Genomic DNA, 14,981 nt, shown 5'->3' with positions numbered 1-14,981 from the left:
TTGTAGTGACATCCCGCGAGGCTGCGGTGAAAAAAGCGCCACACGCCGCACGGGTCGGAAGCGGGCGCTAGAATGCGGCATCATCGAATGTTTTGGAACGGACAACCATGCGCATCCTGCTAGTCGAAGATGACCGGATGATCGCCGAAGGCGTGCGCAAGGCGCTGCGCGGCGAAGGCTTCGCCGTCGATTGGGTCGAGGACGGCGAAGCGGCGCTGCGCGCGGCGGCGTCCCAGCCTTACGACCTCGCGTTGCTCGACCTCGGTCTGCCCAAGCGCGACGGTCTCGAGGTGCTGCGCGCACTGCGTGCGCGCGGCCATGCGCTGCCGGTGCTGATCGTCACCGCGCGCGACGCGGTCGCCGATCGTGTCAAGGGCCTCGACGCCGGCGCTGACGATTACCTTGTCAAACCTTTCGATCTCGACGAGCTCGGTGCGCGGATGCGCGCGCTGATCCGGCGCCAGTCCGGCCGCAGCGATTCGACGATTCGCCACGGCAATTTGACCCTCGATCCCGCGTCGCACCAGGTGACGCTCGATGGCGCCCTGGTCGCGCTATCTGCGCGCGAATTCGCGCTGCTCGAGGCGCTGCTCGCGCGACCCGGCGCGGTGCTGTCCAAGAGCCAGCTAGAGGAAAAGATGTATGGCTGGGGCGAGGAGATCGGCAGCAATACCGTCGAGGTCTATATCCACGCGCTGCGCAAGAAGCTCGGCGCCGATCTGATCCGCAACGTCCGCGGGCTTGGCTACATGATCGCGAAGGACGCCTGAGCCGATGCGCTCGATTCGCCGACAACTGTTGTTCTGGCTGCTCGCGCTCGTGCTGCTCGGCGTCGGCATCGCGGGCTGGCTGATCTACCGGCAGGCACTCGCCGAAGCGAACGAGCTGTTCGACTACCAGCTCGAGCAGATCGCCGCAGCGCTGCCGGCGGAACCGTTCTCGCAGGTGCTCGGCCGCGATACCGGCGACGAGGGCATCGTGCTGCAGATCTGGAACCGCAACGGCATGCTGATGTATTACTCGCGGCCGCGTGCGCCGCTCGCGCCGCGCGCCGAACTCGGTTTTTCGACCGAGCGCACCGACCGCGGCGAATGGCGCGTATATGGCGCGATCGTCGGCGACAACGTCGTGCAGCTCGCGCAGCCGCTGTCGGTGCGCAACCGGCTCGCCGCCGATGTCGCGCTGCGCACGCTGTGGCCGCTGATCGTGCTGCTGCCGCTGCTCGGACTCGCGGTATGGGTGATCGTCGGTCGTGGGCTGCGGCCGCTGCGGCGCGTGACGAGCGCGCTCGACACCCGTCATCCCGAAGCGCTGGATCCATTGCCTGATCAGCGCCTGCCGCTCGAAGTGCGGCCGCTCGTGCGTGCGCTGAACGGGCTGCTGCAGCGGCTCGCGACCGCGCTCGATATCCAGAAGGCGTTCGTCGCCGATGCCGCGCACGAATTGCGCACGCCGCTTGCCGCGGTACAGATTCAGGCGCAACTGGTCGCGCGCGCGAAGGACGACACAGCCCGCAGCGAGGCGCTCGTCGATCTGCAGGCGGGTGTCACGCGCGCGACGCGCCTCGCCGAGCAACTGCTCGCGCTCGCGCGCGCCGAGCCGGACGGCGCCGCCGGCGCAGTGATGCTCGATCTGCGCGAGCTGCTGCAGGAGTGCGTCGCGACCTACGCGCCGCTCGCAATGAATCGCGGCGTCGACCTCGGCATCGAGGCGAGCGAGGCCGCCAGCGTGACCGGCGACGCCGAAGCGCTGCGCGTGATGTTCAACAACCTCGTCGACAACGCGACCAAGTACACGCCGCGTGGCGGCCGCGTCGACGTCAGCCTGCGTGTCGAGGACGGCCATCCGGTCGTGCGGATCGCCGATAGCGGCCCCGGTATCGATCCCGCCGATCGCGAGCGCGTGTTCGACCGGTTCTATCGCGCGGGAGCGGGCGCGAATCGCGCGCGCACCGACGTGGCGGGCAGCGGCCTCGGTCTCGCGATCGTGCGTCGGATCGCCACCCAACATCATGCGCAAGTGTCGCTCGACGACTCGCCGGCCGGTGGTTTGCAGGTCATCGTACGCTTCTGATCATGGTGATTTACTGTTCGGCCAACGCCGGCGTTCGTGCTGGCGCGGCGGTCCGTAGCGGCCGGTCCGATAAGGTTCCCATGATCTGGCGCTGCTTAAGACTCTTTTAAGTGATGCCCCTTACGCTCCTCGACATCCAAAGTCACTTTGTCCAGTCAGGAGCTCATGATGAACGCGAAAACCTTGTCCCGCGGCGCCGTTGCGGTAGCTGTGGCCGCTGCGCTTTCAGCCGGCTATGTGGCGGGCCATCGCGACGTGCCAGCACCGCAGATCATCTCGCCGGCGCAAGCCGCCGCGATGATGCCAGCCGAAGCAGCCGCCAAAACCGGTATCCCCGATTTCTCCGGTCTCGTCGAGACTTACGGTCCGGCCGTCGTCAACATCAGCGCGAAGCACGTGGTCAAGCAAACCGCGATGCGTGGTAATGGCGGCAACCTCAACGGCAACCAGCTGCCGATCGATCCGAACGATCCGTTCTATCAGTTCTACAAGCGGTTCTTCGGCGGCGTGCCCGGCATGCAGGGCGGCGATGGCGGAGACGCGCCCGACCAGCCGAGCACGAGCCTCGGCTCGGGCTTCATCATCAGCAGTGACGGCTACATTCTGACGAACGCGCACGTGGTCGATGGCGCGAACGTCGTCACCGTGAAGCTCACCGACAAGCGCGAATTCAAGGCGAAGGTGGTCGGCGCCGACAAGCAGTCCGACGTCGCCGTGCTGAAGATCAACGCGAGCGATCTGCCGACGGTGAAGATTGGCGATCCGCGCCAAAGCAAGGTTGGTCAGTGGGTCGTCGCGATCGGCTCACCGTACGGCTTCGATAACACCGTGACCTCGGGCATCATCAGCGCGAAGTCGCGTTCGCTGCCCAATGAGAACTACACGCCGTTCATCCAGACCGATGTGCCGGTGAACCCTGGCAACTCGGGCGGTCCACTCTTTAATCTGCAAGGCGAAGTGATCGGCATCAACTCGATGATCTACTCGCAGACGGGCGGCTTCCAGGGCCTGTCGTTCGCGATCCCGATCAACGAGGCGATCAAGGTCAAAGACGATCTCGTCAAGACCGGTCACGTGAGCCGCGGCCGCCTCGGCGTCGCAGTACAGGGCTTGAACCAGACGCTCGCCGAGTCGTTCGGCATGCAGAAGCCGCAAGGCGCGCTGGTCAGCTCGGTCGACGCCAACGGGCCGGCGGCCAAGGCTGGCTTGCAGCCGGGCGACGTGATCCTGTCGGTGAATGGCGACGAAGTGAGCGATTCGACGGATCTGCCGGCGAAGATCGCAGGTCTCGCGCCGGGCAGCTCGGCGACGCTGAAAGTGTGGCGCGATAAGGCCAGCAAGGACGTGAAGGTGACGATCGGCTCGTTCTCGGATGCAAAGGTTGCGTCGGCGAACAAGACCGATCAGCAGACCCAGTTGCAAGGCCGTCTCGGCGTCGCTGTGCGGCCGTTGACGCCGGAAGAGAAGAGCAGCGCGTCGGTGTCGCACGGTCTGCTCGTACAGCAGGCAGGCGGCGCGGCGGCGAGTGCAGGCATCCAGGCGGGCGACGTGATTCTCGCGGTCAATGGCCGTCCGGTCACGAACATCGATCAGCTGAAGCAGATGATTTCGGGCGCAGGCAACAGCATTGCGCTGCTGATCCAGCGGGATAACGCGCAGATTTTCGTGCCCGTAGATCTCGGCTGATCCAGTATCCGGGCGGTTCGAACGGATCGCCCACCCCAGTTTGAGCTGTAGTAGCGATTGCCGGTCCTTTGCATTTACTGCAAGGACCGGTTTTTTTTCGCCTGTCCGCACCGTGCTACGGCGAGCAGCGCGGGCAGGGCGAAACGCGCCACGCGGCTTGTTGTCACGGTCGCGCATGTCCAGTCGACGCAACCGGATGGTTGGCACACAGGTTGCTTCGACCTTGATTTGGGCCTGTTCGGGGATTGGGCAAGGACTGCAACAAGGAGAGCGAACCGATGAAAACCCAACGCAATCAGCAAAGAATCGTAGCCGTCGCGCTGTGCGCGGCGCTCGCGCTCGGACTGGCGGGCGGTGCGTACGCGCAGCAGGCGGGCGTGACCGGTGGCTCGACGACCGACAACACCAGCGCGGGCAACACCAACGGTGGCGGTCTGCCGCAAGTCCAGCAGCAGGGCGACGTGTCGTACGTGTCGGGCGGCGTCGGCCTCGACGAATCGCGGGCGTTGCGACAAGCGCAAAGCCAGTGGCCACTGACGTTGCGCTTCACCGGACCCAACGCCGAGTTTCTCGCGGATGTGCACGTGCGTATCGTCGATGCCCATAACGGCGAAGTGCTGAACACGACGTCGCGCGGACCGTTCATGCTGGTGCGCTTGAGCCCCGGCCGCTATACGGTGCACGCGAAATACAACGACAGCGAGCAAACCCGCCCGGTTAGCGTGCCGGCGCACGGCAACGTCAAATCCGCGTTCATCTGGAACGCGAAGTAACGGGTCGATCGGTCCGCCGCCGCGCAGCAAGCTTGCGCAATCGGCCGAAGTTTGGCCGATAATGAAGCCACGGGCAGCTCCCGTGGCTTTGCCGTTCCGGCGGCAACAGCCGGTAGTGCAGCACCCACCCCATCACGGAGCCTGGACATGAGCGATGCGTCGACATCTGCGGGACGGCTGGACGGCCATACCATCGTGATCCGCGACAACGGTCACCGCGTGCGCGTGATTCACGGCGGCGTGACGATGGCCGACACCCAGGCCGCGCTGACGCTATCGGAGACCGGCCTCGCCGACGTGTTCTATTTCCCGCGCGAGCACGTGAACATGGCCCGGCTCGAACGCTCGACGCACACGTCGCATTGTCCGTTCAAGGGCGACGCGTCGTACTTCCATCTGCGCACCGAAGATGGCGTGATCGAGAACGCGGTGTGGTGCTACGAGGCGCCGTTCGAGCAGGTCAGTCGCATCAAGGGCTATCTCGCTTTTTACGCATCGCGCGTCGACCGCATCGATCAGACGTCCTGATCCCGCAGTCGGCGCGTTCATCGGGGAGGTTGTCATGGAACTGAACGACGCGTTACGGATTCCGCTGGCGCCGTCCGAGGTCTGGGACGCGTTGCAGGACCTCGCGCTGTTGCGTGCCAGCCTCGACAACTGCGAGTCGTTCGTGCGTCTCGCCCACGGCGAATACGCGCTGACGATGACCGTGCCGCTCGGCCCGTTGCGCGCGCATTATCAGGCGCGCGCGCACGTCGCCGGCCAGGATTCCGGCCCGGCGGACGCGCAGCGCCGCACCATCAACTTCAAGGCCCTGGCCGAGGGCATCGGCGCGTTGCGCGGTCAGATCGAAGTGCGTTTGCGCGCGGACGAGGGGCGGGAGCGCGGCACGCGCATCGACTACACACTGTGGGCGACGTCGTCGGGACCGCTCGCCGAGTTGCCGACGCGCCAGCTCGAGAACGCCTTGCGTCAGATCGCCGACGATTTTTTCGCCGAGTTCGACGCCGTCGTGCGCGCCAAGCACGGCAAAGGGCCGAACCGCGCGCGTGGCACGGCGCCGCGTCGCCAGCACGTGTTTTTGCGGCCGATCACGCTCGGCGGCATCGCGCGGCGAGCGCGCATCGAGCACAGCCATGCGCTGTCGGGGCGCGCGGCGAGCGCGTCGCATAGCTGGTCGCATCACGAGCCCGGTCAGCATGTCGTGCCGTACTGGGCGTGGGCCGGGATGATCTTTCTGGTCGCACTATTGTTGTATGTCGCGCGCTGGTTCAGCGAGCATTGAGGCCGCGAGCCGCGCGCAGCCCCTGATGGAACGCGCGACAAACATCCCGCGCGACTACGAAATCCCGGTGACGCACTACGAAATAGCGGTGCTCCCGCCGCCTTCATCTAATCCCCGCGAAACTCCCGCCGCCACGCGCTCGGCGACGTGCGAAACGCGTCCGCGAAATGCTGCCGCAGCGATGCGGCCGAGCCGAATCCGGCGCTCGCCGCGATCGCTTCGACCGACTCGTCGGTGCTTTCCAGCAGCTGTTGCGCACGCGCGAGCCGCTGCGCGAGCAGCCACGCGCCGACGGTGGTGCCGGTCGCGAGCCGGAAGCGCCGCGTGAAGGTGCGGCGGCTCATCAACGCGCGCGCGGCGAGCGTGTCGAGCGTATGCGGCGTGGCCAGGTTGCCGCTCACCCAGTCGAGCAGGCCGGACAGGCGATCGCCGCGCGGCTTCGGCGGCATCGGCTGCTGCACGTATTGCGCCTGGCCGCCCTGGCGATGCGGCGACACGACGAGCCGGCGCGCGACGTGGTTCGCCACCCGCGCGCCGCAGATCTTGCGCAGCACGTGCAGGCAGCAGTCGAGGCCGGCGGCGGTGCCGGCCGAGGTCAGCACGTTGCCGTCGTCGACGTACAGCACGTCGGCGTCGAGCCGCACGCGCGGGTAGCGGCGCGCGAAGTCGTCGGCCCAGGCCCAGTGCGTCGAAGCGGGCCGTCCATCGAGGATGCCCGCGGCGGCCAGCACGAAAGCGCCGAGGCACAGGCCGACGAGCAGCGCGCCGCGCGCATGCGCGGCCCTCAGCGCGTCGAGCAGCGCGGCGGGCGGGGTTTCGGCGGGATCGCGCCAGCTCGGCACGATGATCGTCTGCGCGTCGGCAAGCGCTTCGAGTCCGTGTATGACCGCGATCGAGAAGCCCGCGGTCGTCGCCAGCGCGCCCGTCTCCGCGGCGCAGACGCGGAAGTCGAAGTCGGGAACACCGCCGCCGCGACGGTCCTCGCCGAACACGACGCACGGCACCGACAGATGGAACGGGCTGATGCGGTCGAACGCGACGACGGCGACGACGTGGCGCGGCGCCTGATCGGAGACGTCGTCGGAAGATGCGAAGCTGGTCATGCCGGGCGCCTCATGAAAGCCATAAGTATGGCCCGATTCTAGCGAAGGTTGTCATTCGGGCCGCTGTCGACGGGCGGGCAGCGGAGCAACAATGCCGTTATTGCCGTTGCGCCGCGGCCACCGCGCTGGGCGCGCGCCATCGACCGCTTTTTCTGACTAGGAGCCTTGCCATGAGCACACCCGCGCCGCGCCGTGCGCTGATCGTCATCGACGTGCAGAACGAATACGTGAGTGGCGACCTGCCGATCGAATTTCCGGACGTGCGCACGTCGCTCGCCAACATCGGTCGCGCGATCGATGCAGCGCGCGCCGCCAGCGTGCCGGTCGTGATCGTGCAGAACGTCGCGCCCGCCACCTCGCCGCTGTTCGCGCGCGGCAGCACGGGCGCGGAACTGCACACGGTCGTGAGCTCGCGCGCTCATGATCATTTCGTCGAGAAGTCGCTGCCGAGCGCATTCGCTGGGACCGATCTGGCCGACTGGCTCGCCGCCCGGCAGATCGATACGCTGAGCGTTACCGGCTACATGACCCACAATTGCGATGCCTCGACGATCAACCACGCGGTGCATGCTGGCCTCGCCGTCGAGTTCCTGCACGACGCAACCGGCTCGGTTCCGTATGAAAACAGCGCGGGCTTCGCGAGCGCGGAGGAGATTCATCGCGTGTTCAGCGTGGTGCTGCAGTCGCGCTTCGCGGCGGTCGCGAGCACCGATCAATGGATCGCGGCGCTAAAGAGCGGCGCGCCGCTCGAGCGCGGCAACATCTATGCGTCGAATCAGGCGGCGCGAGCGCGCCGGGCGGTTGCCTGAACCCGGCGCAGGGGCGGTGGCCCGGTCCAAAAACAGAAACGGGCGGTTCACCGAACCGCCCGCTGTTCCAATCCGTCACCTTGGCGCGCCTTCTACGCCGCCTTCCTGCGCAACGCCGGACTCAGGCGCAAGGCGTCGAACATCGCTTCCACCATCTGCTGCGCTTGCGCGCCGAAGTCGGTCGCGTCGGGCAAAAACAGCATGTCGCGCAAAGAACCGCCGACGAACGCGTGGACCATCGCCGCGGCAAGCTTCGTGTCGAGGTCGGCGGGCATCTGGCCTTTGGAGATCGCATTGCGCAGACCGCCCTCGATCTTCGCGAGCCCCTCGCGCATATTGTTCTGATACCGTTCCATCACCGGCCCCATATCTTCGACCAGCTCGCACTTCAGAAACAGAATGTCGAACACGCGGCGGCGGCGCGGATCGTTGGCAGTGTCGCGCAGGCAGACCACGCAGACTTCAATCAGGCGTCCGAGCGGATCAGCTTCGTTGGGATCGAGCGACGCCGCCTTCAGTTCGTCGAGCGGCAGCAGCACGCGGTCGAACATTTCGGTGAACAGCTCGCTCTTATGTGCGAAATGCCAATAAATGGCGCCGCGCGTGACGCCCGCGGCCTGCGCGATATCGGCCAGCGACGTGCGCGATACACCCTTCTCGAAGAAGACCTGTTCGGCCGCGTCGAGAATCCGGTTGCGCGTCTCCAGCGCCTCTTCTTTGGTCCTTCTGACCATATTGGTGTAGCCTGCGCTGATCTTGGGGTTTATGCGGACAGTTTTAAGTCGGTCTGGTGACACTTTGACTGCTTCTGAAGCGAATTGCGACGCGAATCTGCGGTACCCCAGCCTCGGAAGATATGAATGCACTTTTACATGCATTCATGAATGTATATATAATAGCACCCCACGATCGGATAGCCCAAGCCGTGACGAGCGGTTAATATCCGTCACTGTTGCCTTTCGAAAGCGCTTTCGCGGCCGCCAAACGGCGGTGCTGCGCGGCATTCCCCGGTATGGCGCATTCGTAGCAGGGTGCCCTGCAGGCGCGGGTTTGCATCCATGGGCTTCCGGTCGAGCGTCGCGAGACGCTTGTGTGCGCTGTCGTCCCCGGGGTAGGGATGCGCGCACTTTTTCATTACTCAGTCTTTGACAGAGGTCGCTCCATGCGCGTCGAACGGGTTCCATTCCGCTTAATCAGTGCCGCGACGGCTGCCATCTTGCTGGCGGCGTGCGGACCAAAACAATCTGCCCCGCCGCCACAGACGCCCGAAGTCGGCGTCGTCACCCTCCAGCCGACGACCGTGCCCGTCGTCACCGAACTGCCCGGCCGTACCAGTGCCTTCCTCGTCGCGCAGGTGCGCGCGCGGGTCGACGGCATCGTGCTGCGCCGCGAGTTCACCGAGGGTAGTGAGGTCAAGGCCGGCCAGCGTCTGTACAAGATCGATCCGGCGCCGTACATCGCGTCGTTGAACAACGCGAAGGCATCGCTCGCGAAGGCGCAGGCGAACCTGGTGACGACCACCGCGCAGGCCAATCGCTACAAGGTGCTGGTCGCGGCGAACGCGGTCAGCAAGCAGGACTACGACAACGCGGTCGCCGCCGAAGGCCAGGCCGCCGCCGACGTCGCCGCGGGCAAGGCCGCGGTCGATACCGCGCAGATCAACCTCGGCTATACCGACGTGACCTCGCCCGTGACCGGCCGGATCGGCGTGTCGCAGGTCACGCCGGGCGCCTTCGTGCAGCAGAGCGCGGCCACGCTGATGGCCACGGTCCAGCAACTCGATCCGGTCTACGCCGACCTCACGCAATCGAGCCTCGAGGGTCTGAAGCTGCGTCGCGAGGTCCAGGAAGGGCGTCTCAAGACGACCGGCCCGGGCGCCGCGCAGGTCACGCTGGTGCTGGAAGACGGCCGCGTCTACTCCGAGAAGGGCAAGCTGCAGTTCACCGACGTGACCGTCGACCAGGGCACCGGCTCGGTCACGGTGCGCGCGATCTTCAAGAACCCGAACCACGTGCTGCTGCCGGGCATGTTCGTGCGCGCGAAGATCGACGAGGGCGTCAACCAGAACGCGCTGATCGTGCCGCAAGTCGGCGTCACGCACGACCAGAAGGGTCAGCCCACCGCGCTCGTCGTCGGCAACGACAACAAGGTCGAGCTGCGTCAGCTCGTCACCTCAGGCACCTTCGGCTCGTACTGGGTGGTCTCGGACGGCCTGAAGGCGGGTGACCGCGTGATCGTCCAGGGCACCGACAAGGCGCATCCCGGCCAGATGGTCAAGCCCGTGCCGGCGCAGCTGCCCGGCAACCCGGCTTCCGACGCCGCCGCAAACGGCGCCCAGACAGGTCAACCCGCGGCTCAGCCTGCCTCCGCCGCTTCGGGCGCGTAATAACAGGGAGCCCGCCTCATGGCAAAGTTCTTTATTGATCGCCCGATTTTTGCATGGGTGATCGCCATCATCCTGATGCTCGCGGGTATCGCGTCGGTGTTCACGCTGCCGATCGCGCAATACCCGACCATCGCGCCGCCGTCCATCCAGATCAGCGCAACCTATCCGGGTGCTTCGGCGAAGACGGTGGAAAACACCGTTACGCAGGTGATCGAGCAGCAGATGAGTGGTCTGGACCACCTGCTGTACCTCGCGTCGACCTCGGACGACACGGGCACGGCCACCATCACGCTGACGTTCGCGGCCGGCACCAACCCTGACATCGCGCAGGTGCAGGTGCAAAACAAGCTGCAGCTCGCCACGCCGCTGCTGCCGCAAGCGGTGCAGCAGCTCGGCACCAAGGTCACGAAGTCGAGCAGCAGCTTCCTGCTGGTGATGGCGTTCGTGTCGACCGACGGCAGCATGAACAAGTACGACCTCGCGAACTACGTCGCGTCGAACATTCAGGATCCGGTCAGCCGTATCGACGGCGTGGGCACGGTGACGCTGTTCGGCACGCAGTACGCGATGCGCATCTGGCTCGACGCGAACAAGCTGAATAACTTCAGTCTGACGCCGCTCGATGTCGAAACCGCGCTGCAGGCGCAGAACGTGCAGGTCGCGGGCGGCTCGCTCGGCGGCACGCCGTCGGTGCCGGGCCAGGTGCTGCAGGCCACGATCACGCAGGCCACGCTGCTCAATACCCCCGAGCAGTTCGGCGACATCCTGCTGAAGGTGAATCAGGACGGCTCGCAGGTGCGTCTGCGCGACGTGTCGCGCGTCGAGCTCGGCGGCGAAAACTATAACTTCGACACCAAGTACAACGGTCAGCCGACGGCGGGCTTCGGTATCCAGCTCGCCACGGGCGCGAACGCGCTCGCCACCGCGAAGGCGGTGCGCACGAAGATCGCCGAACTGTCGAAGTACTTCCCGCACGGCCTGGTGGTGCAGTACCCGTACGACACGACGCCGTTCGTGCGCCTGTCGATCGAGGAAGTGGTCAAGACGCTGCTCGAAGGTATCGTGCTGGTGTTCCTCGTCATGTACCTGTTCCTGCAGAACCTGCGCGCTACGCTGATCCCGACGATCGCGGTGCCGGTGGTGCTGCTCGGTACGTTCGCGATCATGAACGTGGTCGGTTTCTCGATCAACACGCTGTCGATGTTCGGTCTCGTGCTCGCGATCGGCCTGCTGGTGGACGACGCGATCGTGGTGGTGGAAAACGTCGAGCGGGTGATGCAGGAGGAGGGCTTATCGCCTCGCGATGCAACCCGCAAGGCGATGGACCAGATCACCGGGGCGCTCGTCGGCGTGGCCCTCGTGCTGTCGGCGGTGTTCGTGCCGGTGGCGTTCTCGGGCGGCTCGGTCGGCGCGATCTACCGGCAGTTCTCGCTGACGATCGTCGCGGCGATGGTGCTGTCCGTGCTCGTCGCGTTGATTCTGACGCCGGCGCTGTGCGCGACGATCCTGAAGCCGATTCCGAAGGGTCATCACGAAAAAGCGACCGGCTTCTTCGGCTGGTTCAACCGTACCTTCAACACGAGCCGCGACAAGTACCACTCGGGCGTGCACCACGTGATCAAGCGCTCGGGCCGCTGGCTCATCATCTACATGGTGGTGATCTTCGCGGTGGGGCTGCTGTTCGTGCGTCTGCCGAAGTCGTTCCTGCCTGACGAAGACCAGGGCACGATGTTCGTGCTGGTGCAAACGCCGTCGGGTTCCACGCAGGAAACTACCGCGCGCGCGCTGAAGGACGTGTCGGACTACCTGCTGAACGAAGAAAAGGCGATCGTCGAATCGACCTTCACGGTGAACGGCTTCAGCTTCGCGGGTCGTGGCCAGAACGCGGGTCTCGTGTTCGTGCGGATGAAGGACTACGCGCAGCGCCAGCACGCGGACCAGAAGGTGCAAGCGCTGGTGGGCCGTCTCTACATGCACTTCAGCACCTACAAGAACGCGACGGTGTTCCCGGTCAATCCGCCGTCGATTCCTGAACTCGGCACCGCGGCGGGCTTCGACTTCCAGTTGCAGGACCGCGCGGGTATCGGTCACGCGAAGCTGATGGAAGCGCGCAACATGCTGCTCGGTCTGGCGGCGAAAGACCCGACGCTCGCGCAGGTACGTCCGAACGGCCTGAACGATACGCCGCAGTTCAAGGTGAGCATCGACCACGAGAAGGCTTCCGCGCAGGGTGTTTCGCTCGCCTCGATCGACCAGACGTTCTCGATCGCATGGGCCTCGGCGTATGTGAACAACTTCCTCGACACTGACGGCCGGATCAAGAAGGTCTACCTGCAGGGCGACGCGCCGTTCCGGATGAAACCGGAAGACGTGAATGCCTGGTTCGTGCGCAACGGCGCGGGCGCGATGGTGCCGTTCTCGGCCTTCGCGAGCACCGAGTGGACCTTCGGTTCGCCGAAGCTCGAGCGCTACAACGGTATTTCGTCGGTGGAAATCCAGGGTGCGGCCGCGCCGGGCAAGTCGACCGGTCAGGCGATGGCGGCGATGGAACGGATCGTCACCAAGCTGCCGGCGGGAGTCGGCTACGAGTGGACGGGTCTGTCGCTGCAAGAGCGTCAGTCGGGTTCGCAGGCGCCAATCCTGTACGGCATCTCGATTCTCGTCGTGTTCCTGTGTCTCGCGGCGCTGTATGAAAGCTGGTCGATCCCGTTCTCGGTGATCATGGTGGTGCCGCTCGGTGTGATCGGCGCACTGCTGGCCGCGACGCTGCGCGGGCTCGAGAACGACGTGTTCTTCCAGGTGGGTCTGCTGACCACCGTGGGTCTGTCGGCGAAGAACGCGATTCTGATCGTGGAATTCGCGCGAGAACTGCAGCAGAGTGGAGGCATGGGACCGATCGAAGCCGCGCTCGAAGCGGCGCGTCTGCGGTTGCGTCCAATCCTGATGACCTCGCTCGCGTTCATTCTCGGCGTGCTGCCGCTCGCGATCAGTAACGGCGCGGGGTCGGCCAGCCAGCACGCGATCGGTACCGGTGTGATCGGCGGCATGTTGACGGCGACCTTCCTCGCGATCTTCATGATCCCGATGTTCTTCGTCGTGATTCGCGCGAAGTTCGGCGGTGAGAAGGAAGACCCGGATGAGGCGCTGCGCCACTATGAACAGCACCATCCGCACGATCCGCCAGGCGGCGCGGCGGGTGGCACGACCGACGGGTCGGATGGCAATGGCTCGGGCAAGGATGGGCATTGAGATGCAAAAACACTCTTTGATTGCAGTGGCGGTCGCGCTGCTCGCCACGGGTTGCACGCTGGCGCCGCACTACCAGCGGCCCGCCGCGCCCGTGACGGCGACTTTCCCGACGGGCGGCGTGTACGACCAGCAGCCGGGCGCGCAGGGCGCGCGCGGCGCGAACGGCCTGGCTGCCGCCGACATCGGCTGGCGCGACTTCTTCGTCGATCCGCGTCTGCAGCAGCTGATCGAAATCGCGCTGAAGAACAACCGTGATCTGCGTGTGTCGGTGCTGAACATGCAGGCGTCGGCGGCGCAATACCGTATCGTGCGCGCGGGCCTGTTCCCGACGCTCGACGCCGCGGCTTCGCAAAGCCGGCAGCGCACGCCGCGCGATCTGCTGGCGTCGCCCAACGGCCCGACGATTACCAACACATATTCGGTGGGCTTGAACGCGTCGTGGGAAATCGACTTCTTCGGGCGCGTGCAGAGCCTGAAGGATCAGGCGTTGGCCACGTACCTCGGCACCGCGCAGGCGCGCAAGTCCGCGGAAATCGCGCTGGTGTCGCAGGTGGCGAACCAGTACATGACGGTGCTCGAATTGGACGATTTGCTGACGGTCACGCAGAACACGCTGAAGACGGCACAGGAGTCGTTTCGGATCACCAAGCTGCAGTTCGACAACGGCACCGGTTCGGAACTCGATCTGCGCCAGTCGCAAACGGTTGTCGAAACCGCGAGCGCGGACCTGCAGGCGCAGATGCGTTTGCGGGCTCAGGCTGACAACGCGCTGGTGCTGCTGATCGGCGAGCCGTTGCCGGCTGATCTTGCGCCAGGCCTGCCGCTGAGCGACCAGAGCCTGCTCACGGATATTCCGGCGGGCCTGCCGTCCGATCTGCTGACGCGCCGTCCCGACATCATGGAGGCCGAGGAAAATCTGCTCGCGGCCAACGCGAACATCGGCGCGGCGCGCGCCGCGTTCTTCCCGAAGGTCACGCTGACCGGCAGCGCCGGCACGCTGAGCCCGACGCTCGGCGGGCTGTTCAAGCCGGGTTCGGCGGCGTGGAGCTTCGCGCCGTCGATCACGCTGCCGATCTTCGAGGGCGGTCAGAACATGGCCAACCTCGATCTCGCCAACATCGAGAAGAACGTGCAGATCGCCACGTATGAGAAGGCGATCCAGACGGCCTTCCGCGAAGTGGCGGACGGACTGGCCGCGCGCGGCACGTACGACGAGCAGATCGCGGCGCTCGAGCGGGATGTCGCGGCCGAGCAGCGCCGGCTGGATCTGTCGACCCTCCGTTATACGAGCGGTGTCGACAGCTATCTTTCGGTGCTGACCGCGCAGACCTCGTTGTACGAGGCTCAGCAGGCGCTGGTCACCGCGCGCATGGAACGTCTGCAGAACCTGGTCACGCTGTACCAGGCGCTCGGCGGCGGCTGGATCGAGCACAACGGCGAGCAGCCGCGTCCGGCCGACGCGCCGGTCGACTACGGTGCGGCGAGCGCACCGGTCGCGGCTTCGGCGGCGACGGCAGGGTAAGCGCTGCGGCTCGACGAACCGCTGAAGTAAAGCAAAAACGCCACGGCATGCCGTGGCGTTTTTGTTGCTTCGCGGCGTTCGGTGCCGCTCGCCGC

General features: G+C 65.7%; 12 protein-coding genes. 10 read left to right on the top strand and 2 right to left on the bottom strand.

The genetic code is table 11. The features are described from left to right. Positions 1–107: 107 nt before the first annotated feature. The 6 genes from HDG32_RS10870 (at position 108) to HDG32_RS10845 (ending at position 5,817) form a co-directional block, all read left to right on the top strand. Positions 108–770 (top strand): response regulator, encoded by a 663-nt coding sequence (locus HDG32_RS10870; RefSeq protein ID WP_184066517.1) that lies wholly within the window; start codon positions 108–110, stop codon positions 768–770. 4 nt (positions 771–774) lie between these two features. Beyond that, complete coding sequence (locus tag HDG32_RS10865) at positions 775–2,073, top strand: ATP-binding protein (RefSeq protein WP_184066515.1); 1,299 nt, start codon at positions 775–777, stop codon at positions 2,071–2,073. Positions 2,074–2,241: 168 nt separating this feature from the next. After that, positions 2,242–3,759 carry a DegQ family serine endoprotease gene (locus HDG32_RS10860; RefSeq protein WP_184066512.1) on the top strand — a complete coding sequence of 506 codons (1,518 nt, stop codon included), beginning with the start codon at positions 2,242–2,244 and terminating at the stop codon, positions 3,757–3,759. A 278-nt stretch (positions 3,760–4,037) separates the two neighbouring features. Then, on the top strand, positions 4,038–4,532 hold the full coding sequence (locus HDG32_RS10855) for a carboxypeptidase regulatory-like domain-containing protein (protein WP_184066509.1): 495 nt from the start codon (positions 4,038–4,040) through the stop codon (positions 4,530–4,532). A gap of 147 nt (positions 4,533–4,679) precedes the next feature. Beyond that, complete coding sequence (locus HDG32_RS10850; RefSeq protein WP_184023015.1) at positions 4,680–5,060, top strand: DUF427 domain-containing protein; 381 nt, start codon at positions 4,680–4,682, stop codon at positions 5,058–5,060. Between the two features lie 34 nt (positions 5,061–5,094). Further along, entirely contained in the window at positions 5,095–5,817 is a 723-nt protein-coding gene (locus tag HDG32_RS10845; RefSeq protein ID WP_184066506.1) for a CoxG family protein, read from the top strand. A gap of 107 nt (positions 5,818–5,924) precedes the next feature. On the opposite strand, the gene HDG32_RS10840 is transcribed toward HDG32_RS10845, so the two are convergent. Further along, on the bottom strand, positions 5,925–6,920 hold the full coding sequence (locus HDG32_RS10840; RefSeq protein WP_184066504.1) for a helix-turn-helix domain-containing protein: 996 nt from the start codon (positions 6,918–6,920) through the stop codon (positions 5,925–5,927). A 170-nt stretch (positions 6,921–7,090) separates the two neighbouring features. Between HDG32_RS10840 and HDG32_RS10835 the strand changes: the two genes are divergently transcribed. After that, the gene (locus HDG32_RS10835; protein ID WP_184066501.1) at positions 7,091–7,729 is read left to right on the top strand and encodes a cysteine hydrolase family protein; all 639 of its coding nucleotides are present in this window, start codon (positions 7,091–7,093) and stop codon (positions 7,727–7,729) included. A gap of 92 nt (positions 7,730–7,821) precedes the next feature. Here HDG32_RS10835 and HDG32_RS10830 read toward each other — a convergent pair whose 3' ends face one another. After that, entirely contained in the window at positions 7,822–8,463 is a 642-nt protein-coding gene (locus HDG32_RS10830) for a TetR family transcriptional regulator (protein ID WP_184066498.1), read from the bottom strand. A gap of 428 nt (positions 8,464–8,891) precedes the next feature. Here HDG32_RS10830 and HDG32_RS10825 point away from each other — a divergent pair, with 428 nt between their 5' ends. From HDG32_RS10825 to HDG32_RS10815, 3 genes are read left to right on the top strand one after another with little or no spacing between them, the layout of a single operon-like run. Next, complete coding sequence (locus HDG32_RS10825) at positions 8,892–10,115, top strand: efflux RND transporter periplasmic adaptor subunit (protein WP_184066495.1); 1,224 nt, start codon at positions 8,892–8,894, stop codon at positions 10,113–10,115. Between the two features lie 18 nt (positions 10,116–10,133). Then, complete coding sequence (locus HDG32_RS10820; RefSeq protein ID WP_184066492.1) at positions 10,134–13,364, top strand: efflux RND transporter permease subunit; 3,231 nt, start codon at positions 10,134–10,136, stop codon at positions 13,362–13,364. 1 nt (position 13,365) lies between these two features. Then, a complete protein-coding gene (locus HDG32_RS10815; RefSeq protein ID WP_184066489.1) occupies positions 13,366–14,886 on the top strand; it encodes an efflux transporter outer membrane subunit in 1,521 nt (506 codons plus the stop codon). The last annotated feature ends 95 nt before the right edge of the window (positions 14,887–14,981 follow it).

The sequence above is a fragment of the Paraburkholderia sp. CI2 genome, assembly GCF_014201055.1.
In the GTDB taxonomy this organism is placed as follows: domain Bacteria; phylum Pseudomonadota; class Gammaproteobacteria; order Burkholderiales; family Burkholderiaceae; genus Paraburkholderia; species Paraburkholderia tuberum.
The sequence above is the reverse complement of the archived record's forward strand: the minus strand, read 5'-3'. Positions and strand labels throughout refer to the sequence as shown.